At 61.7% G+C, this 24,551-nt stretch carries 26 protein-coding genes and 2 pseudogenes; 17 read left to right on the top strand and 11 right to left on the bottom strand.

Annotated elements, in window-relative coordinates; all coding sequences use genetic code 11:
- On the bottom strand, positions 1–1,000 hold a 1,000-nt coding region (gene sucC / locus Q0X85_RS15285; RefSeq protein WP_297773301.1), incomplete at its 3' end, for an ADP-forming succinate--CoA ligase subunit beta.
- A gap of 34 nt (positions 1,001–1,034) precedes the next feature.
- Positions 1,035–1,574, bottom strand: a complete 540-nt coding sequence (locus Q0X85_RS15280; RefSeq protein WP_297773299.1) for a hydrolase — start codon at positions 1,572–1,574, stop codon at positions 1,035–1,037.
- A gap of 478 nt (positions 1,575–2,052) precedes the next feature.
- Between Q0X85_RS15280 and Q0X85_RS15275 the strand changes: the two genes are divergently transcribed.
- The 9 genes from Q0X85_RS15275 to Q0X85_RS15235 all read left to right on the top strand — a co-directional run bounded on the left by Q0X85_RS15275 (position 2,053) and on the right by Q0X85_RS15235 (position 12,836).
- Positions 2,053–2,757 (top strand): GntR family transcriptional regulator, encoded by a 705-nt coding sequence (locus tag Q0X85_RS15275; protein ID WP_297773298.1) that lies wholly within the window; start codon positions 2,053–2,055, stop codon positions 2,755–2,757.
- A gap of 62 nt (positions 2,758–2,819) precedes the next feature.
- Positions 2,820–4,580: an oxalyl-CoA decarboxylase gene (gene oxc, locus Q0X85_RS15270; RefSeq protein ID WP_297773297.1), complete on the top strand. Its 1,761-nt coding sequence runs from the start codon at positions 2,820–2,822 to the stop codon at positions 4,578–4,580.
- A 58-nt stretch (positions 4,581–4,638) separates the two neighbouring features.
- Positions 4,639–5,910, top strand: coding sequence for a formyl-CoA transferase (gene frc / locus Q0X85_RS15265; RefSeq protein ID WP_297773295.1), 1,272 nt, complete (start codon positions 4,639–4,641; stop codon positions 5,908–5,910).
- A 56-nt stretch (positions 5,911–5,966) separates the two neighbouring features.
- The gene (locus Q0X85_RS15260) at positions 5,967–6,884 is read left to right on the top strand and encodes a methionyl-tRNA formyltransferase (protein ID WP_297773293.1); all 918 of its coding nucleotides are present in this window, start codon (positions 5,967–5,969) and stop codon (positions 6,882–6,884) included.
- Between the two features lie 32 nt (positions 6,885–6,916).
- The gene (locus Q0X85_RS15255; protein WP_297773292.1) at positions 6,917–8,584 is read left to right on the top strand and encodes a formate--tetrahydrofolate ligase; all 1,668 of its coding nucleotides are present in this window, start codon (positions 6,917–6,919) and stop codon (positions 8,582–8,584) included.
- 2 nt (positions 8,585–8,586) lie between these two features.
- On the top strand, positions 8,587–9,450 hold the full coding sequence (locus Q0X85_RS15250; RefSeq protein ID WP_297773290.1) for a universal stress protein: 864 nt from the start codon (positions 8,587–8,589) through the stop codon (positions 9,448–9,450).
- 159 nt (positions 9,451–9,609) lie between these two features.
- Positions 9,610–10,593 (top strand): tripartite tricarboxylate transporter substrate binding protein, encoded by a 984-nt coding sequence (locus Q0X85_RS15245; protein ID WP_297773289.1) that lies wholly within the window; start codon positions 9,610–9,612, stop codon positions 10,591–10,593.
- Positions 10,594–10,754: 161 nt separating this feature from the next.
- Entirely contained in the window at positions 10,755–11,282 is a 528-nt protein-coding gene (locus Q0X85_RS15240) for a tripartite tricarboxylate transporter TctB family protein (protein ID WP_366130145.1), read from the top strand.
- Between the two features lie 42 nt (positions 11,283–11,324).
- Positions 11,325–12,836 (top strand): tripartite tricarboxylate transporter permease, encoded by a 1,512-nt coding sequence (locus Q0X85_RS15235; protein WP_297773285.1) that lies wholly within the window; start codon positions 11,325–11,327, stop codon positions 12,834–12,836.
- A 460-nt stretch (positions 12,837–13,296) separates the two neighbouring features.
- On the opposite strand, the gene Q0X85_RS15230 is transcribed toward Q0X85_RS15235, so the two are convergent.
- The 8 genes from Q0X85_RS15230 to Q0X85_RS15195 all read right to left on the bottom strand — a co-directional run bounded on the left by Q0X85_RS15230 (position 13,297) and on the right by Q0X85_RS15195 (position 19,545).
- A complete protein-coding gene (locus tag Q0X85_RS15230) occupies positions 13,297–14,223 on the bottom strand; it encodes a metal ABC transporter permease (RefSeq protein ID WP_297773284.1) in 927 nt (308 codons plus the stop codon).
- Positions 14,223–15,422 (bottom strand): metal ABC transporter permease, encoded by a 1,200-nt coding sequence (locus Q0X85_RS15225; protein ID WP_297773282.1) that lies wholly within the window; start codon positions 15,420–15,422, stop codon positions 14,223–14,225. The genes Q0X85_RS15230 and Q0X85_RS15225 overlap by 1 nt, the downstream gene beginning before the upstream one ends.
- A gap of 3 nt (positions 15,423–15,425) precedes the next feature.
- Complete coding sequence (locus Q0X85_RS15220) at positions 15,426–16,211, bottom strand: metal ABC transporter ATP-binding protein (RefSeq protein ID WP_297773280.1); 786 nt, start codon at positions 16,209–16,211, stop codon at positions 15,426–15,428.
- A 2-nt stretch (positions 16,212–16,213) separates the two neighbouring features.
- Positions 16,214–17,131 (bottom strand): zinc ABC transporter substrate-binding protein, encoded by a 918-nt coding sequence (locus Q0X85_RS15215; RefSeq protein ID WP_297773313.1) that lies wholly within the window; start codon positions 17,129–17,131, stop codon positions 16,214–16,216.
- 195 nt (positions 17,132–17,326) lie between these two features.
- Positions 17,327–17,524, bottom strand: coding sequence for a flagellar biosynthesis anti-sigma factor FlgM (locus Q0X85_RS15210; RefSeq protein WP_297773278.1), 198 nt, complete (start codon positions 17,522–17,524; stop codon positions 17,327–17,329).
- 59 nt (positions 17,525–17,583) lie between these two features.
- Positions 17,584–18,087 (bottom strand): flagellar basal body P-ring formation chaperone FlgA, encoded by a 504-nt coding sequence (gene flgA / locus Q0X85_RS15205; RefSeq protein WP_297773277.1) that lies wholly within the window; start codon positions 18,085–18,087, stop codon positions 17,584–17,586.
- 165 nt (positions 18,088–18,252) lie between these two features.
- Positions 18,253–19,266 (bottom strand): hypothetical protein, encoded by a 1,014-nt coding sequence (locus Q0X85_RS15200; RefSeq protein ID WP_297773275.1) that lies wholly within the window; start codon positions 19,264–19,266, stop codon positions 18,253–18,255.
- Between the two features lie 51 nt (positions 19,267–19,317).
- On the bottom strand, positions 19,318–19,545 hold the full coding sequence (locus tag Q0X85_RS15195) for a hypothetical protein (RefSeq protein ID WP_297773273.1): 228 nt from the start codon (positions 19,543–19,545) through the stop codon (positions 19,318–19,320).
- Between the two features lie 90 nt (positions 19,546–19,635).
- Here Q0X85_RS15195 and Q0X85_RS15190 point away from each other — a divergent pair.
- Positions 19,636–20,552, top strand: a pseudogene (locus Q0X85_RS15190) (FHIPEP family type III secretion protein).
- 46 nt (positions 20,553–20,598) lie between these two features.
- Positions 20,599–21,231, top strand: coding sequence for an FHIPEP family type III secretion protein (locus tag Q0X85_RS15185; RefSeq protein WP_366130152.1), 633 nt, complete (start codon positions 20,599–20,601; stop codon positions 21,229–21,231).
- Positions 21,232–21,374: 143 nt separating this feature from the next.
- On the opposite strand, the gene Q0X85_RS15180 is transcribed toward Q0X85_RS15185, so the two are convergent.
- Complete coding sequence (locus Q0X85_RS15180) at positions 21,375–21,803, bottom strand: hypothetical protein (RefSeq protein WP_297773316.1); 429 nt, start codon at positions 21,801–21,803, stop codon at positions 21,375–21,377.
- Between the two features lie 292 nt (positions 21,804–22,095).
- Between Q0X85_RS15180 and Q0X85_RS15175 the strand changes: the two genes are divergently transcribed.
- The 6 genes and pseudogenes from Q0X85_RS15175 to Q0X85_RS15150 form a co-directional block, all read left to right on the top strand.
- Entirely contained in the window at positions 22,096–22,584 is a 489-nt protein-coding gene (locus tag Q0X85_RS15175; RefSeq protein WP_297773271.1) for an oxidoreductase, read from the top strand.
- Between the two features lie 2 nt (positions 22,585–22,586).
- Positions 22,587–23,030, top strand: a complete 444-nt coding sequence (locus tag Q0X85_RS15170; RefSeq protein ID WP_297773270.1) for a hypothetical protein — start codon at positions 22,587–22,589, stop codon at positions 23,028–23,030.
- A gap of 100 nt (positions 23,031–23,130) precedes the next feature.
- On the top strand, positions 23,131–23,412 hold the full coding sequence (locus Q0X85_RS15165) for a hypothetical protein (protein WP_297773269.1): 282 nt from the start codon (positions 23,131–23,133) through the stop codon (positions 23,410–23,412).
- Positions 23,412–23,540 carry a hypothetical protein gene (locus Q0X85_RS15160; RefSeq protein WP_297773268.1) on the top strand — a complete coding sequence of 43 codons (129 nt, stop codon included), beginning with the start codon at positions 23,412–23,414 and terminating at the stop codon, positions 23,538–23,540. The genes Q0X85_RS15165 and Q0X85_RS15160 overlap by 1 nt, the downstream gene beginning before the upstream one ends.
- On the top strand, positions 23,541–23,717 hold the full coding sequence (locus Q0X85_RS15155) for a hypothetical protein (RefSeq protein ID WP_297773266.1): 177 nt from the start codon (positions 23,541–23,543) through the stop codon (positions 23,715–23,717).
- A gap of 526 nt (positions 23,718–24,243) precedes the next feature.
- A pseudogene (locus Q0X85_RS15150) lies at positions 24,244–24,524 on the top strand (FliG C-terminal domain-containing protein); the annotation flags it as partial.
- Between the last annotated feature and the right edge of the window lie 27 nt (positions 24,525–24,551).

The following is a 24,551-nucleotide window of genomic DNA, read 5'->3' as shown; positions in this document are numbered from 1 at the left end:
GCATGATGCCGCCGAAGATGTTGACGAGGATGCCTTTGACGTTCGGATCGGAGGTGATGATCTTGAACGCCTCGGTGACCTTTTCCTTGGTCGCCCCGCCGCCCACGTCGAGGAAGTTGGCAGGCTCTGCGCCGTAGAGCTTGATGATGTCCATCGTCGCCATCGCCAGCCCCGCGCCGTTGACCATGCAGCCGATCTCGCCATCCAGCGCGATATAGTTGAGGTCGTATTTCGAGGCTTCCAGCTCTTTAGGGTCTTCCTCCGATGTATCGCGCAGTTCGGCGATGTCCGAATGGCGGTAGACCGCGTTGGAGTCAAAGCCCAGCTTGGCGTCGAGCACCATCAGGTTGCCGTCTGTCGTCACGATCAACGGGTTGATCTCCAGCATCTCCATGTCTTTTTCCTGAAAGGCGCGATAGAGCGTCCCCATCAGCGCCACGCACTGTTTGATCTGTCCGCCTGTCAGGCCGAGAGTGAACGCGATGCGACGTCCGTGATAGGCCATGTAGCCGGTGGCCGGGTCGACCGAAAAGCTGAGGATCTTTTCTGGAGTGGAGGCCGCGACCTCCTCGATGTCCATGCCGCCCTCGGTCGAGCAAACGAACGAAATGCGGCTGGTCTGCCGGTCGATCAGAAGCGCGAGGTAGAGTTCGCGCTCGATGCTGGAGCCGTCTTCGATATAGATGCGGTTGACCTGCTTGCCCTCGGGCCCGGTCTGATGTGTGACCAGCGTGCGGCCAAGCATGCGTTTGGCCTCTTCTGCGGCCTCGTTGACCGATTTGGTGACGCGCACGCCACCCTTTTCTCCGGCGCCGGCCTCTTTGAACTTGCCCTTGCCGCGCCCGCCTGCGTGGATCTGGGCCTTGACCACCCAGACGGGACCGTCGAGTGCGCCCGCCGCAGTCTTGGCTTCCTCGCCGCGGAGCACGACGCGGCCCTCGCTGACCGGCGCGCCGTAACTGCGCAGCAGGGCCTTTGCCTGATATTCATGTATGTTCACGCTGTTCCTCCCTTAAAAAATGCGACCGAAACCGCTACTTGATCAATGGCAGCAGCTTCTTGAAGGCTGGCGTACCTGCCTGGCCCAGCCATTCGAAGACCACCATTTCCGTGGTCACGATTCCTGCACCGCAGGCGCTCAGCCGGGCGATGCAGGCGTGCTCGCTCTCCAGCGTGCGCGAGGCGGTTGCGTCTGAGACGACAAAGACCTCGTAGCCTGCTTCGATGAGGCTGGCGGCGGTCTGGACGACGCAAATATGCGCCTCCATCCCGGCAATCACGGCCTGCTTGCGCCCGAGGCCGCGAAAATGCGCTGCGAATCCTGCATCCTCCATGCAGGAAAAGTGCATCTTGCTGAGCACAGTGGTCTCTGGCCCCGGCTCGAGCTCGGGCACGGTGCGCCCCAGCCCGGCGGGGTATTGCTCTGTCATCACCACGGGCACGCCCATCTGTTCGGCGCTGGCCTTTAGGGTGCGGGTGTTGCGGATGGTGCGGGCGGGGGCCTGCATGGCGGGCACGAGGCGCTCTTGCATGTCAATGATCACGAGGGCACTGTCTGCGGCTCGGATAAGCATGATCTGACCCCCCTTGAAATCGCTTGTTGGGAACTGGTGTTCCGTCTGTGGTATTCCAAATACCACAGATATTTTTTTCCATCAACCCGCCATTTCCACGAGACCCCTGAACCGAGTCGAAATACTTCTGGACCTGAAAGCTTGAGGCGGACTCCGACATGCTGCGCTGCGGTAAAATTCGACTATATGCAGACATTCCAAGTGCAGAATATATGAGTTATAATCAAGAAAAAATTTATGAAAAACAATGTTATAATGGGTTATTGCGTTCGGTCGCGCCTGGTGCTGCGCAAAGGGGCTCGGTTCAGATATATTTTACTGTCTAAACAATGATGTCGGCAGTCATACGGCCGGGGTATGATGCAGGTGCGGCAACGATTTTGGAAAAAACAAATTGCCCGGCTCGATGCGCTGGTTTATGGTATACCAAGTAGCCAGCACAGTCGCATGATGAGGCGGGCGCAGTTGGAGAGATGACATGAAGCTACGTCCGATCGCGTCGAAATTCACGCTCAAAGACCATGTTTACGAACGGCTTCGGGAGGCGATACTCGACATGAATATCTATGATGTCGATGCCGATCTGCGCCTTGACGAGCGTTCGCTCGCCGAGCAGCTTCAGATCTCTCGCACGCCCTTGCGGGACGCAATTGCCCGGCTGGAGGCTGATGGGCTTGTGACGGTGGTGCCGCGCAAGGGGGTCTTTGTTCAGCGGAAGAGTCTTGAGGAAATTCTCGAGATGATCGTCGCCTGGGCCGCGTTGGAGAGCATGGCGGCCCGACTGGCCGCAGAGCATGCAACCGATGCCGAGATCGCGACGCTGCGCAAGATCGCGCAGAAATACAATGACGCCCTCTCTGCAACGCGGATCGCCGAGTATTCCGATGACAACCTGAAGTTCCATTTGCACATGCTGGAAATCTCGCATTGCGCGTTGCTAAAGGGCATGGCCGAGGGTCTTTTCCTGCACATTCAGGCGGTGCGTCTGCGTTCGATGTGGGAGGGGGACCGGGTCAAGCGCTCGGTTGTCGATCACGCCGAAATCATCGAGGCGCTTGAACGGCGCGACGCCGATGACGCGGCTGAAAAGGTTCGGGAACACACGATGCAGCTGCATCAGCATATTCGCAAGACCTGGGGGCGACTTCAATTGACCCGCAGTAACAATCTGAACACCGCGTAGACCAAATGTCCGGACCCGCCGATGAGGGGCGGGGTCGGGCTTAATGAACCTGGAGGACACAAATGGCCGTAGCCAACTCACCCGCAGCGCCGATATCGGAGGCCGATGCCGTCACGGACGGGTTCCACCTTCTGATCGACGCGCTCAAGCTCAACGGGATCGAGACGATCTACAATGTCCCCGGTATTCCGATCACCGATCTGGGCCGGTACGCGCAGGCTCAGAATATGCGGGTGATCTCGTTTCGCCACGAGCAGCATGCCGGCTATGCGGCCTCGGTGGCGGGGTTTCTGACCAAGATGCCGGGGGTCTGCATGACGGTCTCGGCGCCGGGGTTCATGAACGGTCTCACGGCGCTGGCGAATGCGACCACCAATTGCTGGCCAATGATCCTGATTTCCGGCTCTTCCGAGCGCGAAATCGTCGATCTGGCCCAAGGTGACTACGAGGAAATGGACCAGTTGGCGATGGCGCGGCCCTTCTGCAAGGCCGCCTATCGTCTGACCTATGCGCAGGATATCGGCATCGCCGTGGCGCGCGCCATCCGCTCGGCTGTTTCTGGTCGCCCCGGAGGTGTCTACCTCGATATTCCCGGTGCGATGCTCGGGCAGGTCGTGGATGCGGCCGAGGGCGCGCGCTCTCTCGTCAAGGTGATCGAGCCTGCGCAGCGCCAATTGCCCGCGCCGTCCGCCATCGAGCGCGCCATCGAAGTTATGAAAAGCGCCGAGCGCCCGCTGATCGTGATCGGCAAGGGGGCGGCCTATGACCAGTCCGATGAGTTGATCCGCGAACTAGTGGAGAAATCCGGCTATCCGTTCCTGCCCATGTCGATGGCCAAGGGCCTGCTGCCCGACACGCACCCGCAATGCGCGGCTGCTGCGCGCTCGATGGTGCTCAAGGACTCGGACGTCGTCATCATGATGGGCGCGCGGATCAACTGGCTGCTCAGTCATGGCAAGGGCAAGCAATGGGGCGAGCCGGGGGCGAAACGCTTTGTTCAGCTCGATATCGAGGCCGAGGAGATGGACTCCAACGTCGAGATCGCGGCCCCCATTGTCGGTGATGTCGGCTCTTGCTGCGCCGCGCTCATCGAGGCGATGGACGGAGCCGGGGTTGCTCCGCCCAAGGCATGGCTTGATCAGGTCAACACCAAGGCCACGGCCAACATGGAGAAAATGTCGGCACGTCTGCGCAACAATAACAACCCGATGGACTACTTTGGTGCGCTCGGGGTCATCAAGGATGCGATCAACGATCATCCGGAAACGATCCTCGTCAACGAGGGGGCCAACACGCTCGACATGTGTCGCTCAATCGTCAACATCCACAAGCCGCGCCACCGGATCGACGTGGGCACATGGGGCGTGATGGGCATCGGCATGGGATCGGCCATCGCGGCGGCCATAGAGACTGGAAAGCCGGTTTTGGCGGTCGAGGGCGACAGCGCCTTTGGCTTCTGTGGCATGGAGATCGAAACCGTATGCCGCTACAACCTGCCGATCTGTACCGTCGTTTTCAACAATGACGGGATCTATCGCGGGGATGGCGAGAATTGGGGCGACGGCGATGACCCATCTACCACGGTTTTCGTCAAGGGCTCGCGCTATGACCAGATGATCGAGGCCTTCGGCGGCGTAGGTGTCATGGCCCGCTCGCCGGACGAACTGCGCAGCGCCGTTTACGACGCTCTCGCCAGCGGCAAGCCAACCCTGATCAACGCGATCATTGATCCCGCAGCGGGTAAGGAGAGCGGAAATATCGGCAACCTCAACCCGCAATCCGTGGTGGCCCAGCGGCTCTATCCGCAAGCTCGCAAAGACTGAACAGAAACGACATTGGGCGTGGGCAGCACGCCCACCTGGCTCAAAGATGGAGAGACCCATGAAAGCCCTAGACGGCGTCAAGATCCTAGACTTCACTCACGTGCAATCGGGCCCGACCTGCACTCAGCTTTTGGCATGGTTCGGTGCGGACGTGATCAAAGTGGAGCGTCCCGGCGTGGGCGATGCCACACGCAAACAGCTGGTCGACGTGCCGGACGCGGACTCGCTCTATTTCACCATGCTCAACCACAACAAGCGTTCGATCGAGCTCAACCCCAAGACCGAGGCCGGAAAGGGCGTGCTCACCCGCCTGATCGAAACCTGCGACGTGCTGGTTGAGAACTTCGCGCCGGGCGCGCTCGACCGGATGGGCTTTAGCTGGGAGCGGATCCAGGAGATCAATCCGCGCATCATCATGGCCTCGGTCAAGGGGTTTGGCCCCGGCAAATACGAGGATTGCAAGGTTTACGAGAACGTCGCGCAATGCGCCGGCGGTGCGGCCTCGACCACCGGCTTTCTAGATGGCCCGCCCTTGGTGACCGGCGCGCAGATCGGCGATAGCGGAACCGGGCTGCATCTTGCGCTCGGTATCGTGACTGCACTCTATCAGCGCGAGCATTCGGGCCGCGGGCAAAAGGTGCTTGCGCCGATGCAGGACGGGGTGATCAACCTCTGCCGGGTCAAGCTGCGCGACCAGCAGCGCCTCTCCACCGGGCCGCTGACCGAGTATTCACAATACGGTGCGGGCATTCCATTTGGCGAGGCGACGCCGCGTGCAGGCAACGACTCGGGCGGTGGTCAGCCGGGCCGCATCCTCAAGTGCAAGGGCTGGGAGACCGACAACAACGCCTACACCTATTTCATCACTCAGGCGGCAGTCTGGGAGCATATCTGCGACGTGATCGGCGAGCCGGACTGGAAGGACGCGCCGGGCTATGCCACCCCGCCCGAGCGGCTCGACAAGCTCGACGCGATCTTTGGCCGTATCGAGGAATGGACCATGACCAAGACCAAATTCGAGGTGATGGACATCTGCAACCCGCTCAACATCCCCGTCGGTCCGATCCTGTCGACCAAGGAGATCATCGAGGACGAGGGTCTGCGCAAAACTGGCACGATCGTTGATGTGGAGCACCCAACGCGTGGCCGCTACACCACTGTTGGTTGCCCGGTCAAGCTGTCGGACAGCGCGGTAGAGGTCACGCGCTCGCCACTTCTTGGAGAGCATACCGAGGAAATCCTGCGCGATGTTCTGGGATACGGCGGAGAAGAACTGGCCAGTATCCTGGAGTCGGGCGCGGTCGGCACTGCCAAGCAGGCGGCTGAATAAAACAATGTGATGGAGAGGCCGACGCAGTTCGGCCCTCCGCACGACGGGAGGACAGAATGCGATTAATTGTGATGGGACAGCAAGCGTTCGGCAAAGATGTGCTGGCCAAGCTGCTCGACACCGGGACAGACGAGGTCGTTGCGGTCTATTGTGAGCCTGACAAGGACGGCAAGCCGGTCGATCCGGTCAAGGAACTCGCGCTTGAGAAGGGCCTGCCGGTCTATCAACCCGCTAATTTTGACGATGCCGCGTCGCTCGAGGAACTGGCCGGGTGTAAGGCCGACCTGATGATCATGGCTTTCGTCAACGTGTTCGTGCCCGAGGCGGCACGCGACACGCCGACCCATGGCTCGATCTGCTTTCACCCCTCGCTCCTGCCGTTGCATCGCGGCCCCTCGGCGGTCAACTGGCCGATCATCATGGGATCGAGCAAATCGGGTTATTGCTGGTTCTATCCTTCCGATGGGCTCGACGAGGGCGATTGTCTGCTGCAATGGGAATGCGAAATCGGTCCGGACGACACGGTGATCGACCTCTATTTCAAGAAGATCTATCCCAGTGCGGTCGACAGTGTCCTGACGGTGTGTGACCTTTACCGTGACGGCAATCCGCCGCGCATTGTGCCGGACGAGACGCAGGCCACCTATGAGCGGCGCTGTAATCGCAACCATTCGCGTATCGAGTGGCACCGCCCTGTCCGCCAAGTCTATGACCTCATTCGCGGAACCAACCCCGCACCCGGAGCATGGACCACGCTGAACGGGGCCGAGGTCGACGTGTTCGACTGTGCGCTTGTGCCAGGCGATGGCATATCGGGCCGTGTCCGCGATGTGTCGGAAGAGGGCGTCGCCGTGCAATGCGTAGGCGGTCGTATCCTGATCAAGCGGGTACGCCCCAAGGGCGAGGCCAAGATGCCTGCTGCCGAATGGGCCGCGGCGGCAGGGCTCGCACCCGGCGCCACTCTCGGAACCTGAAAACCAACACAAACCTATATTGGGAACATCAAATGTCTGACATCGAAATTGCCCGCGCCGCCACCAAGAAACCTATCCAGGAAGTTGGTGCCAAGCTCGACATCCCGAACGAGCACCTCTTGCCGTTCGGTCACGACAAGGCGAAGGTCTCCGAGGATTTCATCAAGTCGCTTTCGGGCCGCAAGAACGGCCATCTCGTCCTCGTGACGGCGATCAACCCGACACCAGCGGGTGAAGGCAAGACCACCACCACCGTGGGGCTGGGCGACGGTCTGAACGCCATTGGCAAGAAGGCCGCCGTCTGTATCCGCGAGGCGAGCCTTGGCCCCTGCTTTGGGATGAAGGGCGGGGCCGCGGGCGGCGGTTATGCGCAGGTCGTGCCGATGGAGGACATGAACCTGCATTTCACCGGCGATTTCCACGCCATCACTAGCGCGCACAACCTGCTGGCGGCGATGCTGGACAATCACATCTACTGGGGCAATGAGCAGGAAATCGACATTCGCCGCGTGGTCTATCGCCGGGTGATGGACATGAATGACCGCGCCCTGCGTCAGATCGTGTGCAACCTCGGCGGTGTCGCCAACGGCTTCCCGCGCGAGTCGGGCTTTGACATCACCGTGGCCTCGGAGGTCATGGCGATCCTGTGTCTCGCCACCGATCTGGCCGATCTGGAGCGGCGGCTGGGCGACATTATCGTCGCCTATCGCCGCGACAAGACCCCGGTCTATTGCCGCGACATCAAGGCCGACGGCGCGATGACCGTGCTGTTGCAGCAGGCGATGCAGCCCAACCTGGTGCAGACCCTGGAAAACAACCCGGCCTTCGTGCATGGCGGCCCGTTTGCAAACATCGCACATGGCTGCAACTCGGTCGTGGCGACCACCACGGCGCTCAAGCTGGCGGATTACGTGGTCACCGAGGCGGGCTTCGGGGCCGATCTCGGGGCCGAGAAATTCATGAACATCAAGTGCCGCAAGGCCGGTCTGACGCCTGAGGCGGTTGTGATCGTGGCCACGGTGCGGGCGATGAAGATGAATGGCGGCGTCGCCAAGGGCGATCTGGGGGACGAGAACGTGGACGCGGTCAAGGCGGGCTGTCCGAACCTCGGGCGTCATATCGAGAACCTTCAGAAGTTCGGTGTGCCGGCGGTGGTGGCGATCAACCATTTCGTGACCGACACCGATGCCGAGGTCGAGGCCGTGAAGGAATACGTGGCCAGCCAAGGCGCCGAGGCCGTGCTCTGCAAGCACTGGGCGCAGGGTTCCAAGGGCACCGAGGAACTGGCCAAAAAGGTTGTCGAGGTCGTCGAAGGCGGATCGGCCAAATATGCGCCGCTCTATCCCGACGACATGCCGCTCTTCAAGAAGATCGAGACCATCGCCAAGGAAATCTACCGCGCTGACGAGGTGGTCGCGGATGCGAAGATCCGCAATCAGCTCAAGGAATGGGAAGATCAGGGGTATGGCAATCTGCCGGTCTGCATGGCCAAGACGCAATACAGCTTTACCACCGATCCGACGCGCCGCGGTGCGCCCGATGGGCACAGCCTTCCGGTGCGCGAGGTGCGCCTCTCGGCCGGTGCTGGCTTTGTCGTGGTGATCTGCGGCGAGATCATGACCATGCCGGGCCTTCCCAAGGTGCCGTCGGCAGAGGCGATCTGCATCAATGACGACGGTCTGATTGACGGGTTGTTCTGATCATGGACCAGTCATCGCTACATACGATCATGATGCCGCTGCGCGACGATGGGCTAGGGTCCGTACTCTTTGCCCACGCCGCGGCGCTCGCCAAGCGTTTCAATGCGCATGTCCGGGTGGTGCATTGCCATCCCAAGGCAGAGGACATGATGCCGTTCGGCGTTGTCATTCCCGGATTTCTGCGAAAGCAGCTTGAAGAGGCGAGCCGTCGGAGCGCCGATAGCGAGCAGAGTTTTCTGCAGGAGAAATTCATCGCCGATGCTGACCGCCATGGCATCAGCGTAGAGCCCCGAAAGGCCGGTCAACCGACAGCGGCGTTTCGGGAATACGAGGGCAAGCAGGTCGACGCCGTGCGCCATTACGGGCGGCTTGCGGATCTGATCTGCGTGGCCAAGCCGAGCAAGGAAGAGGACCTTGGATACAACACCCTGAAATCGGCATTGTTTTCCTCGGGTCGCCCGGTTCTGGTCTGTCCCAAGACCGAGCAGGTGCAACCCGACATCGGACGCCATGTTGCGATTGCGTGGAACGGTTCTCTCGAAGCGTCGCGCGCGGTCGCGCTCGCCATGCCGTTGATCGAGGCGGCGGAACGGGTCACGATCCTGACCGGTGGGCATATCGATCACACGGCCACGCCCGAAGAGTTCAAGGTTTACCTTGGGCAACGTGGCATCAATGCCGAGATCACCACATTCGAGCGCCAGGGAAATGTCGGGCGCACCTTGTTGGAAAAATGCAAGGAGCATGGCGCGGACATGCTGATCATGGGCGCCTATCACGAGAGTTACGAGCGGGAATCCCTGCTCGGGGGCAATTCTGCCACCATCATAGCAGAGGCCACGATACCGGTGGTCATGGTACATTGAGGCAATTGAGCGGACAAACCGTTTAATCTGGACAGAACAGGGAGGATGACAACAAACTCTGAAAAGGTTCCGCTTAACGCTTCAACGGTCGAGGAGGACTTGGCCGGGCGGATCCAAATTAGCAAATGACCGAGACGCGGTCACAATTGGGAGGAAAGTATGAATATTCTGAAGACACTGACGATGAGCGCCGCCGCATTGGCGATTACGGCTCCGGCGGCAATGGCGGAATGGCAACCGCGCAAGCCCGTCGAATTCATCATCATGGCCGGCACCGGCGGTGGCGCAGACCAGATCGCGCGCCTGCTCCAGGGCCTCATCCAGAAAAAAGACCTGAGCCCACGGCCGTTTATTCCGATGAACAAGCCCGGCGGGTCTGGTGCAGAGGCCCTTTCTTACATCAAGGACAAGGAAGGCGACAACCACACGCTGCTGGTCGCGCTCAACAGTATCTACACCACGCCGATCATCCAGGAAGGGCTCGATATCGACGTCACCACATTCGCCCCGATCGGGCTAATGGCGATGGATACGTTCCAGCTCTGGGTCAATACGGATCGTGAAGATATCACTGATCTCGACAGCTATGTTGCGGCCGTCAAGGCAGCTGGTGACAGCTGGAAAGTTGGCGGTACCGGATCCGGACAGGAAGACTCGATCCTGACCGCGATGATGGAAAAAGAGCTTGGCTACGATGTTGTCTACATCCCCTTCCCGGGCGGTGGCACAGTGGCCAAGAACCTCGTCGGCAACCAGATCGACTCGACGGTCAACAACCCGGCGGAACAGATGGAGTTCTGGCGTGCGGGCAACACCAAGCCGCTGGTTCAGTTCAATGGCGAACGCATGCCGCCCTTCGAGGACGTGCCGACCGCCAAGGAGCTGGGTGTGGATATCGAGTACTACATGCAGCGCTCGATCAGCGGACCCGCAGGCATGGATCCCGAGGCCCTGGCCTGGTATCAAGACCTCTTCAAGAGTCTGTTCCATTCCCAGGAATGGCAGGACTATTGCAAGTCTGACGGCCTGACCTGTGACACTTGGGTCTCCGGTGAGGAACTCCAGAGCTTCCACGAAACGCAACTCAAGCGTCATGTCGAGCTTATCGAAAGCGTCGGTGCTGCAAGCATCACGTCCGAGTAAGCTAGCTCAATTGCCTTTCCGGGCGGGCCATGTCCCGCCCGGGGAGCCCTGAAAACCACCACAAGGATCAAGGCTGACCCCGAGGGGCAGCGCGCTCAGGGTGCGCGAACAGAGATGTCGTGCCTGACAGGATCCGATAACAAAGCGAACCGGAGGAAAACATGTCTGTTCGTATGGCTGAAATGCTGATGGGAGTGTGTATGCTCCTTGTATCCCTCGGCCTGATGTGGACCGTGGTCGCGGATGACCTGGCCATCGGCTGGATCGAGGGGCGAGGTCCGGGCTCCGGGATGTGGCCATTCTGGCTGTCTCTGGGCATGGCTCTTTCATCGTGCTGGATCTTATTTCGCTGGTTTCGCAACGTGACACCGGAATCAAGCAACTCTGACCCGTATATCGACCCCGAGACCGTTTTTCTGGTCGGTGTGACGATTGCGGCGATCTTCTTTCTACTTCTGTTGAGCAATATCATCGGGATCTACTTTTCGATGATGCTGTTCCTGCTGGCCTATGTCAGGGGGATCGGTCGCCATGGTTGGATTCTAACCATATCGGTCATGCTGGGCATGCCCGTCGCCATCTACATGTTGTTCGAGGTGGCGCTCAATAAATACCTGCCGCGCGGGTGGCCGTTCTTCGAGAACATCTTCCTGCATATCGACGATTTCCGCTACGCGATCATGTCCTGATCCTGTCCGCGTCCGCGGCAGCTACCTATAGGAAGCGAACAAATGGACTCAATCTTAAGCTTGCTGACGGCCGGACTGCTACAGTCTTTCGAGCCACTCAATCTCGCCATGATATTCCTTGGCTGTTTCGCCGGGTTGTTCATCGGGGCCATGCCGGGCCTTGGCTCGGTAAACGGTGTGGCGATCCTTCTGCCGGTTACCTTTCTTGTCCCTCCGACCTCGGCCATCATCTTTCTTGCGGCGCTATACTATGGCGCCATGTATGGCGGCGCGGTCAGTTCGATCACCTTGGGTATTCCGGGCTCGTCCACTGCCGTGGCGACTGTGTTTGACGGGCGCCCCATGGCGCAGCAGGGCAAGGCCGACAAGGCGCTGATGGCTGCGGCGATCGCCTCGTTCATCGGTGGTACCATATCGGTCATCCTGTTCACCGGCTTTGCGCCACCGCTCGCGGCCTTTGCTCTCAAGTTCGGGCCGCAAGAGGAATTCGCGCTGATGTTGCTCGCGTTTGCCACGTTCATCGGGCTGGGCGGAGACGACATACCCAAGACGATCTTTTCCATCCTCGTCGGGCTTGTTCTCGCGGCGGTGGGCTTTGACATCATCTCGGGCAAGCCACGTTTGATCTTCTTCGACATGGTCGAATTCCAGCGCGGTATCGAATTCCTTGTGCTGGCCATCGGCATCTATGGCATCGGCGAGATGCTGTGGACGCTGGAACATACCAAGGGCGCGGTGCAAATCCACAAGGTTGAAACCGGATTCCGCCGGATGATCGCGAACCTCAAGGACGTGCGCAAATACCTGCCGACCACACTCGTCGGCTCGGTGCTGGGCTTTGTCGTAGGTACCTTGCCAGCGGCTGGTGCCACACCTGCCTCCCTGATGTCCTATGGCTTGGCCAAGTCGTTCTCCAAGGACGGCGACAGCTTTGGCAAGGGCAATGTGGCTGGCGTGGCGGCCCCGGAAGCCGCCAATAACGCGGCTTCCACCGGCTCCATGCTGCCGATGCTCACCCTTGGCATTCCCGGCTCGCCCACCACTGCGATCCTTTTGGGGGGCATGATCATCTGGGGCCTGCGTCCCGGTCCGCTGCTCTTTACCGAAAGCCCTGATTTCGTCTGGGGCCTGATCGGCTCCATGTATGTGGCGAACTTCGTGACGGTCGTGCTCAACATCGCGCTCATCCCGGTCTTTATCCGGGTTCTGGCCATGCCATTCAGCGTTCTGGCACCGATCATCTTCATTCTCTGCGTGGTGGGTGTGTTTGCCACAACGGACCGGATGTTCGATACCTACCTGATGCTCATCCTTGGCCTCGCGGGGTATCTGCTGCGCAAGCTCAATTATCCCGTCGCTCCTGCGGTTCTGGCGATTGTCCTCGGCCCGCTTACGGAACGCTCGCTGCGCCAGTCGCTGATCTCGAGTCAGGGTGATGCCATGACGTTCCTGGAGCGGCCGATCTCGTTGACCTGTATCTTGGTCGCAGTTGCGCTGGTTCTTTACCCGATGGTGTCCAAGCAGTTGCGCAAACGCAAGCTTGCCCAATCCTGAGGGCGCTAGAGCCTGAATTTCGGGAGTACGAAAGAGGGGGGCCACATCGGCCCCCTTCGCACGTCGCGGTGCAGCTTCGAGCCAAATCTCTTGCGGGTCGGGTGCCACGTTGAACAGCAACCCCAAGACATCTCCGCGAGGTGTCTGGCGAAATCTCGGCTCATGCTGGACTGCGCCGACCATGGCCGAATTCGCCTTGATGATGGGGATGGCCTGAAGCTGCCGTTGCTGTGAGCCGCGCATCGTCGTGCCGCGGTGTGGCGACCCAACGCTTATTTGGCAGTGCTTAATGCCAGCCAAACCCGAGAAACATCAGAGCGCAGCGCAGGTTTCAGCCAAATCGCCCCGCCGGGGAGCGGCGTCATGCCGGAGGCATGCCTCTGGCATGACGATGCGCGGCGGCCTTCGGCCTTATTCCGCGCAGGTGCTTCAATCGAATGTCCGCTAAAACCTGCCCATCTTACCCGGACATTGCCCCGCTCCGCCGGTGTCGGCAGGGGCCAAAGAGCGCCGCCAACCCAAGGATAAGGCCAGACACGGTCGCGATCATCCCCGCCGCACTGACCGCGTTGGCGAAACCGAGCCAGATCGGGCCGTATCCGGCGAGAGAGTAGCCAAGCACGGCCGAGAATGTCGCGAAAAGCACGCTCCACGCGACCTGACGACCTAGCCGGTCGGTCATCAGCCGCGCGCTCGCGGGCGGGCAGATGAACATCGCGATCACGATGATGGAGCCAACCGCATCAAACGCCGCGACCGCCGACAGCGCTGCCATGGCAACCAGCGCAAGACCAAGCAGGCCGGTGTTGAGGCCCATGCTCCGGGCAAACCCCTCGTCGAATGTCGCAAGCGCCAGCGGCCGCCAGAGGACGGCAATGAACAAAAGCACACACAACAAAACCGCGCCCATGCGCAGCAATTCAGGCGGCAGTGTGGATAGCGCGGCCGGATCGGCAAGCGCGCCCCAGCCATAGCCATCCAGCCATATCAGGCTCTCAAGGTTGCCATAGAGCGCATGTTGCACATCGAGATGCACGCCCGAGGCCGCGCTCTGCTCCAAAAGAAGCACACCCGCCGCGAACATCGCCGTAAAGACCACCCCCATGGCCGCGCCCGGCTCGATCCGGCCAAGCCTGCGGATGGTCTCGATAAGGGCGACCGAGACCAGCGCCGCCGCCGCCGCGCCCAACATCATAGGCAGGGTGGCGACCATGCCGGTGAGAAGAAATCCCGCGACGATACCCGGCAAAACGACATGGCTGATCGCATCCCCGATCAGGGCCTGACGCCGGAGCAGCAGAAAATTGCCCGGAAGCGCGCAGGCCACCGCCGCCGCAATCCCGATCAACAGCGGGGAGAGGGACAGCATGACGAAATCCTGTCCCATCAGCGTAGCCCCGCCAGCCCGAGACCCCGGTCAAGGGCCGCGATCTGATCCGCCGTCAAAACCTCTTCGAGAGGTGTCAGCCCGTCATAGCGGGCGGCGGCCGCCTCGAATTGTGGATCGGAGCGCAACGTCTGCCAGCGGCGCTCGTCAAGGCGGGCCCGCGCGGCCATGGCATGGCCTGCATCCGTGGCCACGCCATCGGGCCGCAGAAATCCCGCGCGCCGCAACAGGCGCAGGGTGAGCGGCTCGTAGACCGGTTGACCGGACGCCAAGGCCAACAAGCCCTGACGCAAATGAACCCGACGTTGAAAGCGCATGTGACGCAGCGCGGCGGCCAGCACGCCTCGTCCGGGGGCCAAGAGCAAGGATAGGACAAAAAGCACGAACGCCGACAGCACGATGAGCGGACCCGTGGGCAGGTCTGGCGCAGTGGCCGAGAGCGCCGCGCCAAAATAGCCCGCCGCCCCACCGATGAGCCCGGCGATGATCACCACAATCTCCGCGCGTTCCGACCAGAAACGCGCCGCGACAGGCGGAATGATGAGCAGCGCCACAATCAAAACCAGTCCCACGACCTTGAGCCCGGTCACGGTAATACCCAGTGCGAGACCCATCATCGCCAGATCCACCGCACGCAACCGCATGCCCTGCCCCACCGCATATTCGGGATCAAAAGCCACAAGGATCATCGGCCGGTGCAACAGGCGCACCAGCAAGAGGATCACAGCCCCTCCCAGGGCGATTGTCAGAGCCTCATTGCGCAACATGCCCGCCGTGGCGCCAAGCAGGAATGTCTCCAGCCCGGCCTGACGGCCGGTATCCATAACCTGCACCACCGTGAGCAGCACCACGCCAAAGCCAAAGAACACCGACAACACGGCCCCGATGGCGGCATCCTCATGAAGCCGAGTGCGCGCCGTGAGCCATGTCACGGCCAAAAGACCAAGCCCGGCGGAGAGTGCCGCACCCAGCATCAGGCCGGGCAGAAAGCGGCCCTCGCCTCCCATTACCACCATGGCAATAAAGCCCAGCACCACACCGGGCAGTGTGGCGTGGCTGATCGCGTCGGACACAAGCGCACGCTTGCCAAGATAGAGGTAGGTGCCGGTGGCCCCTGCCCCCATGCCCAGCATCGCCGCCCCCAGCGTCACCAGCGTGGCATTATATCCCAGTTGAAGCCCCAGCGCGTCCCAGATCATGCATTACCCCGCTGCGGCCCCACCCATCTGGGCGAGGGCCAGCCGCCCGCCATAGGCGGCTTGAAGATAGTCAGGGGTAAAGACGTCGGCCACCGGCCCCTCGGCGATGGCGGTGGTGTTGATAAGAAAAACACGGTCAAAATAATCGGTCACGGTGGCCAGATCGTGATGCACCGCTATCACCGTCTTTCCTTCGGCGCGCAGACCGTGAAGTACCCCGATGATCGCCTTTTCCGTGGCGGCATCGACACCGGCGAACGGCTCGTCGAGCAGGTAGAGGTCCGCCTCCTGCGCCAACGCGCGGGCGAGAAAGACACGTTGCTGCTGCCCGCCGGACAGCTGGCCGATCTGACGATGGGCAAACCCCTCCATGCCGACACGCTCCAGACAGGCCATGGCGCGGGCGCGGTGATGGCCCTTGATGCGGCGCAAGAGACCAACATCCCGGTACAGACCCATCATCACGACATCGAGCACCCGCGCCGGAAAATCCCAGTCGACACTGGCACGCTGCGGCACATAGGCAATGCGCGCACGCATCTCTCCAAGCGGTCGGCCATAGCTGCTGACCTGCCCCGAAAGCGGTCGGATAATGCCCAGCGCCGCCTTGAGCAAGGTCGACTTGCCAGCCCCGTTGGGCCCGACGATCGCGGTCATCTGTGCGGGCAGGAACACCACATCGACCGAAAAGACCGCCGGTTTCTCGCCGTAAGACACGGTCAGCCCATGAATGGCCAGAGGGCTATCTGTGTCGGGTGCCTGCGTCCGGCCAACGAGTTCGAGCGACATGGCTATCCCCCCACGGCCAGAGTGCCATCCATCCCGCGCGCCAGCGCAGTCCCGCCCAGCGCACGGGCAATGGTTGTCACGTTATGGTCGATCATGCCCACATAGGTGCCTTCATAGGTTCCGGTGCGCCCCATAGCGTCGGAGAAGAGCTCACCGCCGACGATCACCTCGTGACCCTCTGCCGCGGCGCCTTCGATCAGCGCGCGGATGTTGCGGTCAGACACGGTGCTCTCGACGAACACGGCACGGATCTTTCGCGATACGAGCAATTCGACCAGATCCCGAATGCGCGCCAAACCGGCCTCCGATTCTGTGGAAAGGCCCTGTATACCCTCGACGCGAAAACCATGTGCCCGGCCAAAATAGCCAAAGGCGTCATGCGCCGTCACCAGAACGCGAGCCGGCTCCGGCACGGTTGCGAGCACATCGCGCGCATAGGCGGCGAGCCGGACAAGCTCCGACGTGTAGTCGGCGGCATTCGCGGAAAACAGCTCGGCATCGTCGGGTCGCGCCGCGCTCAGCGCCTCTGTCACGCGCCCCACGACCCGCACCCAGAGCTCGGGGTCCATCCACACATGCGGATCATAGCGCCCTGAATAATCTGCATGGGCAATGCGCCGGTCCACCGGCACCGCCTCGCCCACCGCGGTAACAGGTGCGCGCCTACCCAGTTTGAGCAGAAATTCCTCCATCTGCGCCTCAAGGTAGAGACCATGCCACAGTATCAGGTCGGCGCGGGTCAGCGCCGCGATGTCGGTGCGGGTTTGACGATAGGAATGCGGATCAATGCCCGGGCCCATCAATCCGCGCACATCGACGCGATCTCCGCCCACTACGCGGGCCGCATCCGCGATCATACCCGTTGTCGTGACCACACCAAGCGGCGCGTTGGCTCCGGCCCACGCCGGGCCATGGCTCATCAATGTCGATCCAGCGAGCAGACCAAGCGCCTTTCGGCGGTTGATCGGAGTAAGGTGTTTTGTGTTGCGTGACATGCGATTGAACATGCGACTTGTTCGCAACAAAGTCAAGTAAGTTGCAAATAATTCTCACTTTCATTCTCGTCACCCTGTGACCCCACCGTTGGTGTGCGGTTATGGCATGCTGACCTGACCCTAGCGCATCAATGCGCTGTAGTCCTGAAAGATGCTATCGGTGATACGCTGCGCATCAACCGGGTATTGGTCCTCGGCCACCGCCTGTTTGATACGCGTCACGCGAGCCGCGTCAAAGGGCGGGCCCGCGGTGCCATCGGTCTGCACCGGCTGAGGCCGCAGTTTGGCGACATTGGATGACTTGATCGAATCAACCATCTGAAGTCTCCGGTTTTGTGCCGACGGACGGCATGGTTATTTTTTAGAACGACACGGGGTCAGCGAATGTTTGGCCGCGCAGTCACTTTATTCAGCCCCGTGACGATGGCGTGCACAAGCTGGCCGCTGCGCGCATTGGTGACCTGGATGGCCTGCCCCAACTGCCCCGGCTCCAGCGCGACACCGGCGGTTTCTATGCGAATAGGCCCCTTGCCGCCCGCGATAGTCACCGGCGCGCCTTTATTGACCGGCCAGTCATGGTCCAGATACCTCCCGAGCGGCGCCTGCCCCGCCCCCAGATGAACCTTGAGCCGGCGTCCGATGGCACTCTCGCGCGCCACCACCAGATCGCCCTGACCGGTGACCGGAATATCGGCACGCTCCAGATGGGCGGTATTGAGGACAGTACCACGCGGCAGGCTCTCGACCAGCACCAACGCCCGGGTCTGCGCAATCTCGCGCCCCGCGCTGCCGATGCGCGGCCCCGCCCTGCCCGTCTCGAATGCGGATGACGCGGTGCCAGCCCGCCTCGGCGCAACTGAGCCGCACCGCCTGCCAACCACCGCGCTCGAGTCCAACCGACGGCGGCTTCGGGCAGGGCGGGGAAACCCGCGATGCGTTGAAATCACCGCATGCCCCCTGCCCGGCCGCTCTGAGCGGCTGCTCGACAAGCGCCTGCACGCGGCCTCCGTCCAGCGGCGCGGTCAAAAGAGGGGCCGCGAGCCGGATCACAGCCCGGCCTCCAGGAAATAGACCAGAAGGCCCTCGAAACTCTGCGCGTGACGTGTCGGGTCAAGCGGGCGCAGGGTGACATGGCGATTGCCCGGTTCGGCCATATCCAAAAGGTCGAACCGGTCATTCGGGTCGTCGACAAAGGCGAGGCTTGCGCAAGTCAGGCCATGACGCCGCCTTTGACCATCGGGACCGCGCAGCGCGAGGGTGAGGGTCAAACGCACGCCCTTGCCCGCGGCCTCAATGACGATGCTTGGGCGAAGACGATGATCTCCAACCGCAGGCTCGGCGCGGCCGCGTGTCAGTGCCGCATAATCCAGCGCTGCGGCAACCGGTCCGGATGCAGCTGACGCAATACTGTCGAGGCCGGCATCGGGATGGCGGTGCAACGTATCGATAAAATCATGCGCCACGCTTTGCGCCATAGGCTCGGCCCACGCGAACACCTTGGTTGACACGCGCACCACCGGCAGTGTCGCGCTGATCGTCAGGCGGCGACGCGCAGCACAGGCCCCCGCTGACACCGACCCGACCTGCGCGGCGACTCGCACGCGCCATTGCCCCTCCAGTAGTTCGGCAGAGAGCACGCGATGCGACAGCACCCGCCCCGTTGGCCGCAGGATCGACAGATCGGCGGTGGTCCGGCCCTTGTCCATGACGGTATGCCCGCGCCGGCTGGCCCCGCCCGCCACGGCCGCCGTAACCAGCGCCTCGCCAATCGCAGCCGGCACTGGGCCAAGCGCCAGCATGAACAGGATGGCACGCCAACGCATCTCAGCCCCCTGCCGCGCGGCACGCCGGATATAGGCGACCGTATCGGGATCAAGCGCCATCACCACCTCGAAGGAAACGCCGCCCTTGGACGTGACCCGCAAGGTCCGCACGCCGCGAATTTCACCCTCGACCAGCCCGCGCACGCTGTCGCTGCGCAGAACCTGATCGCGCAACACGGTCTCCGAATTGATCCGGATGCCATGGATCTGCTCGGTCAGGTCGCGCAGCGTCTCCATCCGGGCGGCGCGAATGGCCTTCAGCCGTTTCGCATTGGTCGAGGCGCCCGGCTACTTGGACACTTGCGACAGGCCCAGCCCGGTGAACTGAACCACCGGCACTGCGGGCGCGGAGACAACCGGATCGTCGGTCAGCCCGTCCTTGAGCTTGGCCACCGCCTCGGTGCGGGGGCTGGCGTCCTCGGGCAAGGCGTCGACGGCGCGCGGCGCGGACATGCAGACCCCGAGCGGCAGGATCATCAGGAACAAAAGTGCAGAACGGCAGGATGGGATTGGCATAGGGCCCTCTTTGCATCGGGCAGGCGTGAAAACGCGTCACGCCCTGCCCTGCAAACCTTGTGCCAGCCTCGCCATCGCGCAGGCCCGAGAATGGCACGCGGCTTGCAGGAAAATACCCGTAGAGACCTGACGAGAGGACGACACATAGCCGCGCTCAGCCCGGCCACGAACCGGCCCCAACTGGGGGCAAGCCTGCTGCCGGTGGGCATCCTCGCCGTTGTGGCGATGATGGTGTTGCCGCTGCGGCTCACGCTGCTCGACATCTTCTTTGTGTTCAACATCCTGCTGTCGCTTCTGGTTCTGATGGTCGCGCTCTACAGCTATCGCCCGCTCGATTTCTCGTCCTTTCCCTCGATGCTTCTGATCGCCACGGTGCTGCGGCTTGCGCTCAACGTGGCCTCGACCCGGATCGTGCTGACCGACAGACACGAGGGCGGCCACACCGCAGGGGCGCGGGCCGCGTCTCGGACGTATCGGCGCGCTTCACCCTCGACGCGATGCCGGGCAAGCAGATGGCCATCGACGCCGATCTCAATGCCGGGCTGCTGACCCCCAAACAGGCCCGCGCCCGCCACGCCGAAGTGGGCGAAGAGGTCGGTTTCTACGGCGCAATGGAGGGGGCCTCGAAATTCGTCAAAGGCGATACCATCGCCGGTATCCTGATCCTGCTGGCCAACATTCTCGGCGGTGTAGTCATCGGCACCTCGCAGCATGGCCTGTCATTCGGGGCGGCGGCGGAAACCTATGTGCTCTTGTCCATCGGCGGTGGCCTTGTGGCGCAGATCCCCTCGCTGCTGCTGTTCATCGCCACGGCGGTGATCGTGACCCGCGTCGCCTCGGCCCAGAACATGGCCGGGCATATCGGATCGCAGATCGGGCTGCACCGGGCCTGGGCGCCGGTCGCGGCGGTGCTGGCGATCATGGGGCTGATCCCGGGCATGCCCAACCTGCTGTTCATCGTCGCGGCGGGCGCGGTGGCATGGGTCACGCGCAACCAGGCGGCCTAGGGCACGCCACCCCAACGCCGGGACAGGCGCCCGCCCTGCCCGCGCCATCCTCGGCGCACAACCCTCCACCGAACCACCCTCGAACAAGGGCGCGATCACCGCCGAAGAGGTGACGGATTACGCACCTTTTGCAATACAGATCAGCTTTGGCCTCATCCCGCTGATCGAGGAAACCTCCGGCGGCGCGCTGGTGTCGCGGATCACCGGCATAAGGCGCGATGTCTCGACCGCCATGGGCTTTGTGATCCCCGGCGTGCGCATCCGCAACGATATGGGCCTGCCCGCCAATACCTACCATAACCGCATCCGGCGGGCCGTGGTGGCCGAGGACATCGCCTATCCTGATCGCAGACTGGCCTTGCCCGGCGGAGCGACGCCCCGCAAGCTGCGCGGCGTCGAGGTCAAGGACCCGTCCTTTGGGATGGATGCGGTCTGGATTCAGCCGCATCAACAGCCTGAGGCCAACGACTATGTCGTGGTCGAGCCGGAGTCGGTGATCGCAACGCATCTGAGCCAGATGCTCTATGCCCATGCCGCCGAACCGTGTCCGGCTTGCGCGATTGTGGGCTGGCTTTTGCCTGAGGCTCGGACGTTGCGGGGCCGGTCAGTTAGCATCCGTGTCAAGGCAAGCTGCAGGTCCGACAAACCGGATCCAAAAGTTGCACGCGTTTCGGAGTGAGCCTCTTGCATGGCTTCGAACAGGCTGCGCCGCATCTGCGAGGTGGTCGCCGAGGTCGTATCTGGTTGCGCGGCCTCAGCCCTTGTCTCACGCATTTCGGCGAAGTCCGCCTCCAGCATGGCCCGAAACCCCTGAAAGCTCGCCTACTGCGCCGGACCAATAGCCGCAAGCGTGTCGTTCACGCCTTCCAGAGCCTCAAGCTGTGCCTGAAGATCTGCCACCGCTTTGGCGTATTCTCGGGTGGTAATCGAGCGCACGGTTGCGATGTCGTTTGCGAAGGCGTTCCAGGCATCGCAGCATCGTGCCAAGATGTCCTCGTAGGTTTCGAACACGGAAATGACGAGGCGGTTGGCGCCGAGGTAGGCCCGGGCGTCGCGGGGTGCGCGGGGGCGGGTGCCCCACTCGGCCCAGGTCCGGGTGAGCGTGCCTTGCTGGCCGACCCGGGCTTCATCCTGGAACCAGATCTCCTGTGGCTTGGCTTGCTCCGCTTCGGATAGGGCAGCCGTTACCTTTGCCACCGCAACCCCAAGCTCACGCGCCGACAAATCCGTTCGTGTGATCGCAATCGCCATCGACACCTCCATTCATCAATGGAAAGGAAACACAGTGGCGAGGCGAAGGGAATCCCCCGCGTGTCACGGACCAAGGCCGTTGGTATAAACCCGAAAATCTTGGTGTATCGACACACTATGGCACAGGTATTTCATGGGGGTCCGCACCCGCGCTTTGCTTTAGCGTTGAGGATTGCGGCGACTTAACTATCTTTAGATAGTCTTTGCGCTGTAGATTCTGTCGACCTTGACCAAAACTCTGATATCACGTCGCGGTCATACCCCTTGTCTACAACTTGAAAGAGTACTTGTGATGCAGCGCAGAGATTTCCTCATTGCCTCAGTGGCCGCCGGCCTGATCGGTTCCCAACCGGTCTTGGCGCAGAGCAGCGACACTATATTGACGGTCAATGACACCGCACGCGGTACGTCCACACATTTCAGCGATGCTGATCTTTTGGCACTGACACAGCAGAATTTTGCGACCGAGACGATCTGGACCGACGCGGTTCGGACATTCTCCGGTCCGTCCCTGCAAGCCGTGCTTGATGCAGCAGGCGCCAACCCGGCACCCCTGCGGATCTTTGCGATCAACGACTACAGTGTCGAATTTCCCGTTGAGAAGATCGCGCAAGACACCCCGATCCTCGCCAACCGGATCGACGGTGAACGCTTCTCCGTGCGCCAGAAGGGCCCGCTTTGGGTGATCTTTCCGTTCGATCAGAACACCGAGTTTCAAAGCGAGGAAGTTTTCGCGCTGAGCGTCTGGCAGGTCGAGCGGATCGACGTCTTGAACGACTGATCGTGAACCGTGCTTCGCCCTCCGGCGCGCCCACCGGGAAGGTGGTGAATCCGACAAGGCGGCTGTCGGCGCAAATATTTCTGCTTCTGATGTTGGTCGCAAACACCGCGCTTCTGATCAATGCGATGGCATTCAAGCAAAGGCTTGAGGCGATCCATTCCGCCAGCGGTGACAATAGTGGTTGGGTCGTGTCTCAACTTGATGTGGACCATCAGGGTTTGCTGCGCGTGCTGGATGGCGCGGCACTTTTTCTGCGCCCGGATGTGACCAGACCAGTCGATCTTGCGACATTCCACCAGATCAAGCAGGAATTCGACATTTTATACAGCCGCCTGGATATTTTGCCTCCACGCAGCGTCGCATGCCAATTTCGCAACAGACACAGGCCAAGAGCATGTTGCTTGCCACTAAGACCCACGAGATGCGGACGCCGCTGCACGGCCTGATGGCCTCGCTCGGGTTGATCGAGGAATCGAGGAATCGAGACTAAGCCATGGCAACCGCGCGGTACTCAAGACCGCCCGCGGTTGCAGCGCACGGGCTTTGATGCAAGTCGATGACGTGCTGGAGCTCACCCGCCTGGGCGAGAGCTGCGAGACCCCGGAATATTTCCAGCCTGCCAGTATTGCCGCCGACATCGTCGACGAGTTGCAGCCGCTGGCGCAAAAATCCTCTAACCGGGTAGAACTGGTCATCACCGGCCCGTTCCATCTTTACCGTGTGGAGGGGCTGCCGATCGCCAAGCTTGCGATCGAACGGCAAGGGGCACGCTCTCTGTCGAGAGTGAGCCCGGCGTGGGCAGTCGGTTCCATTTTTCCATGCCAGTGATGGACGGATCGACCGCCTCAGCCGCCATTCGCGCCTCGGGTGGGCCATCCGCTGCGGCTGTCATCATCGCCGTGACCGCCTTGATCGAAGCAAAGACCGGGAGCGCATTCGGCACTCTGTGCGAATGAGTGGGTGAAACCACTGCGATCCGGCTCGCGCAGACCACCTTCAGCGATGCACAGCAAACGATCACCGCGCTTCGAGCCGAGGCAATTGCCGACAAGGAAAAAGCCGAAATCGTCCACAAGGCCGCCGGATCGGCCGGTATCATGGGGTTTGCAGACCTGTCCGAGACCCTGTCATAGGCCGAAACGATGCTGTTGGCGCAGCGCGATCCGTTGGACACAGAATTGGTCGATATGACAGCGGGCCTGCTCGCCGAACTGCACACGCTATACGAACCGCTCTTGCGCGAGAAAAGAACCCAGGCCACGCGGCCTCGAACCCGGCCTGATCGACGACACGCGCAAGAGCGCACCGCCCGATGACGCTTCGGCGTTCCGTTCCGGACGGGCACTCATGTGAGGCCTCCCGGCAAGGCCGGTCTTGGAGGATATGCAATAGCCATCTTTTCACGATCTTTCAAAAACACCCATGACGGGCGCCAGTCATTGGACGCTACGTTGCAAGCCCCGTTCCAACCCGGCGCGCGCCGTCAGGCCGCATACTCGTCATTGCCCTCGAAATTGAAGATGCAGGCCCCGTCAAACCCCGTCGATCGAAACAGAAAGGTCTTTTTTCATCGTGGCGATGAACCCGCCATGCTTCATTTCGAATGTCTTGAGGTCGGCGATCGAAGGAAAGAAGAGATTGACCGAAATATCCGGTGCCATCAAATCGGACGAACGCGCCCTGCAGACCGTGCTGCGAGAGATCGAGACCGAGACGCTCGTGCTGGCCCTCAAGGGGGCCGCCGCCAATCTGCGCGACAAGCTGTTGGGCTGTGTGTCGCAACGCGCCGCCGCCAATATCATGGACGAGATGGAGGCCATGGGCCCGGTGCGACTGAGCCAGGTGCAGGACGCGCAGAAACAGATCTCACCATCGCCCGCCGCCTCTCGGACGAGGGCAGCATCACGCTGGCCGGGCGCGGCGGCAAAGAGATGGTCTGATCCATGAGCGCCGCCCCCACCACAGCC

Source organism: uncultured Roseovarius sp. (genome assembly GCF_947259555.1).
Taxonomy (GTDB): Bacteria; Pseudomonadota; Alphaproteobacteria; order Rhodobacterales; family Rhodobacteraceae; genus Roseovarius.
This window is presented reverse-complemented; position numbering and strand designations above follow the sequence as displayed.

Excerpts from the sequence above, each read along its gene's own strand:
- Q0X85_RS15245 (WP_297773289.1), top strand. The coding sequence starts at position 9,610 with ATGAATATTCTGAAGACACTGACGATGAGCGCCGCCGCATTGGCGATT.
- Q0X85_RS15195 (WP_297773273.1), bottom strand. The coding sequence starts at position 19,545 with ATGCCAATCCCATCCTGCCGTTCTGCACTTTTGTTCCTGATGATCCTG.
- Q0X85_RS15255 (WP_297773292.1), top strand. The coding sequence starts at position 6,917 with ATGTCTGACATCGAAATTGCCCGCGCCGCCACCAAGAAACCTATCCAG.
- Q0X85_RS15210 (WP_297773278.1), bottom strand. The coding sequence starts at position 17,524 with ATGGTTGATTCGATCAAGTCATCCAATGTCGCCAAACTGCGGCCTCAG.
- Q0X85_RS15175 (WP_297773271.1), top strand. The coding sequence starts at position 22,096 with ATGCAGCGCAGAGATTTCCTCATTGCCTCAGTGGCCGCCGGCCTGATC.
- Q0X85_RS15225 (WP_297773282.1), bottom strand. The coding sequence starts at position 15,422 with ATGATCTGGGACGCGCTGGGGCTTCAACTGGGATATAATGCCACGCTG.
- Q0X85_RS15180 (WP_297773316.1), bottom strand. The coding sequence starts at position 21,803 with ATGGCGATTGCGATCACACGAACGGATTTGTCGGCGCGTGAGCTTGGG.
- Q0X85_RS15260 (WP_297773293.1), top strand. The coding sequence starts at position 5,967 with ATGCGATTAATTGTGATGGGACAGCAAGCGTTCGGCAAAGATGTGCTG.
- Q0X85_RS15230 (WP_297773284.1), bottom strand. The coding sequence starts at position 14,223 with ATGGGACAGGATTTCGTCATGCTGTCCCTCTCCCCGCTGTTGATCGGG.
- frc (WP_297773295.1), top strand. The coding sequence starts at position 4,639 with ATGAAAGCCCTAGACGGCGTCAAGATCCTAGACTTCACTCACGTGCAA.
- oxc (WP_297773297.1), top strand. The coding sequence starts at position 2,820 with ATGGCCGTAGCCAACTCACCCGCAGCGCCGATATCGGAGGCCGATGCC.
- Q0X85_RS15275 (WP_297773298.1), top strand. The coding sequence starts at position 2,053 with ATGAAGCTACGTCCGATCGCGTCGAAATTCACGCTCAAAGACCATGTT.
- Q0X85_RS15235 (WP_297773285.1), top strand. The coding sequence starts at position 11,325 with ATGGACTCAATCTTAAGCTTGCTGACGGCCGGACTGCTACAGTCTTTC.
- Q0X85_RS15215 (WP_297773313.1), bottom strand. The coding sequence starts at position 17,131 with ATGAGCCATGGCCCGGCGTGGGCCGGAGCCAACGCGCCGCTTGGTGTG.
- Q0X85_RS15250 (WP_297773290.1), top strand. The coding sequence starts at position 8,587 with ATGGACCAGTCATCGCTACATACGATCATGATGCCGCTGCGCGACGAT.
- Q0X85_RS15200 (WP_297773275.1), bottom strand. The coding sequence starts at position 19,266 with ATGGAGACGCTGCGCGACCTGACCGAGCAGATCCATGGCATCCGGATC.
- Q0X85_RS15165 (WP_297773269.1), top strand. The coding sequence starts at position 23,131 with ATGCAAGTCGATGACGTGCTGGAGCTCACCCGCCTGGGCGAGAGCTGC.
- Q0X85_RS15160 (WP_297773268.1), top strand. The coding sequence starts at position 23,412 with ATGGACGGATCGACCGCCTCAGCCGCCATTCGCGCCTCGGGTGGGCCA.
- Q0X85_RS15280 (WP_297773299.1), bottom strand. The coding sequence starts at position 1,574 with ATGCTTATCCGAGCCGCAGACAGTGCCCTCGTGATCATTGACATGCAA.
- Q0X85_RS15220 (WP_297773280.1), bottom strand. The coding sequence starts at position 16,211 with ATGTCGCTCGAACTCGTTGGCCGGACGCAGGCACCCGACACAGATAGC.
- Q0X85_RS15240 (WP_366130145.1), top strand. The coding sequence starts at position 10,755 with ATGTCTGTTCGTATGGCTGAAATGCTGATGGGAGTGTGTATGCTCCTT.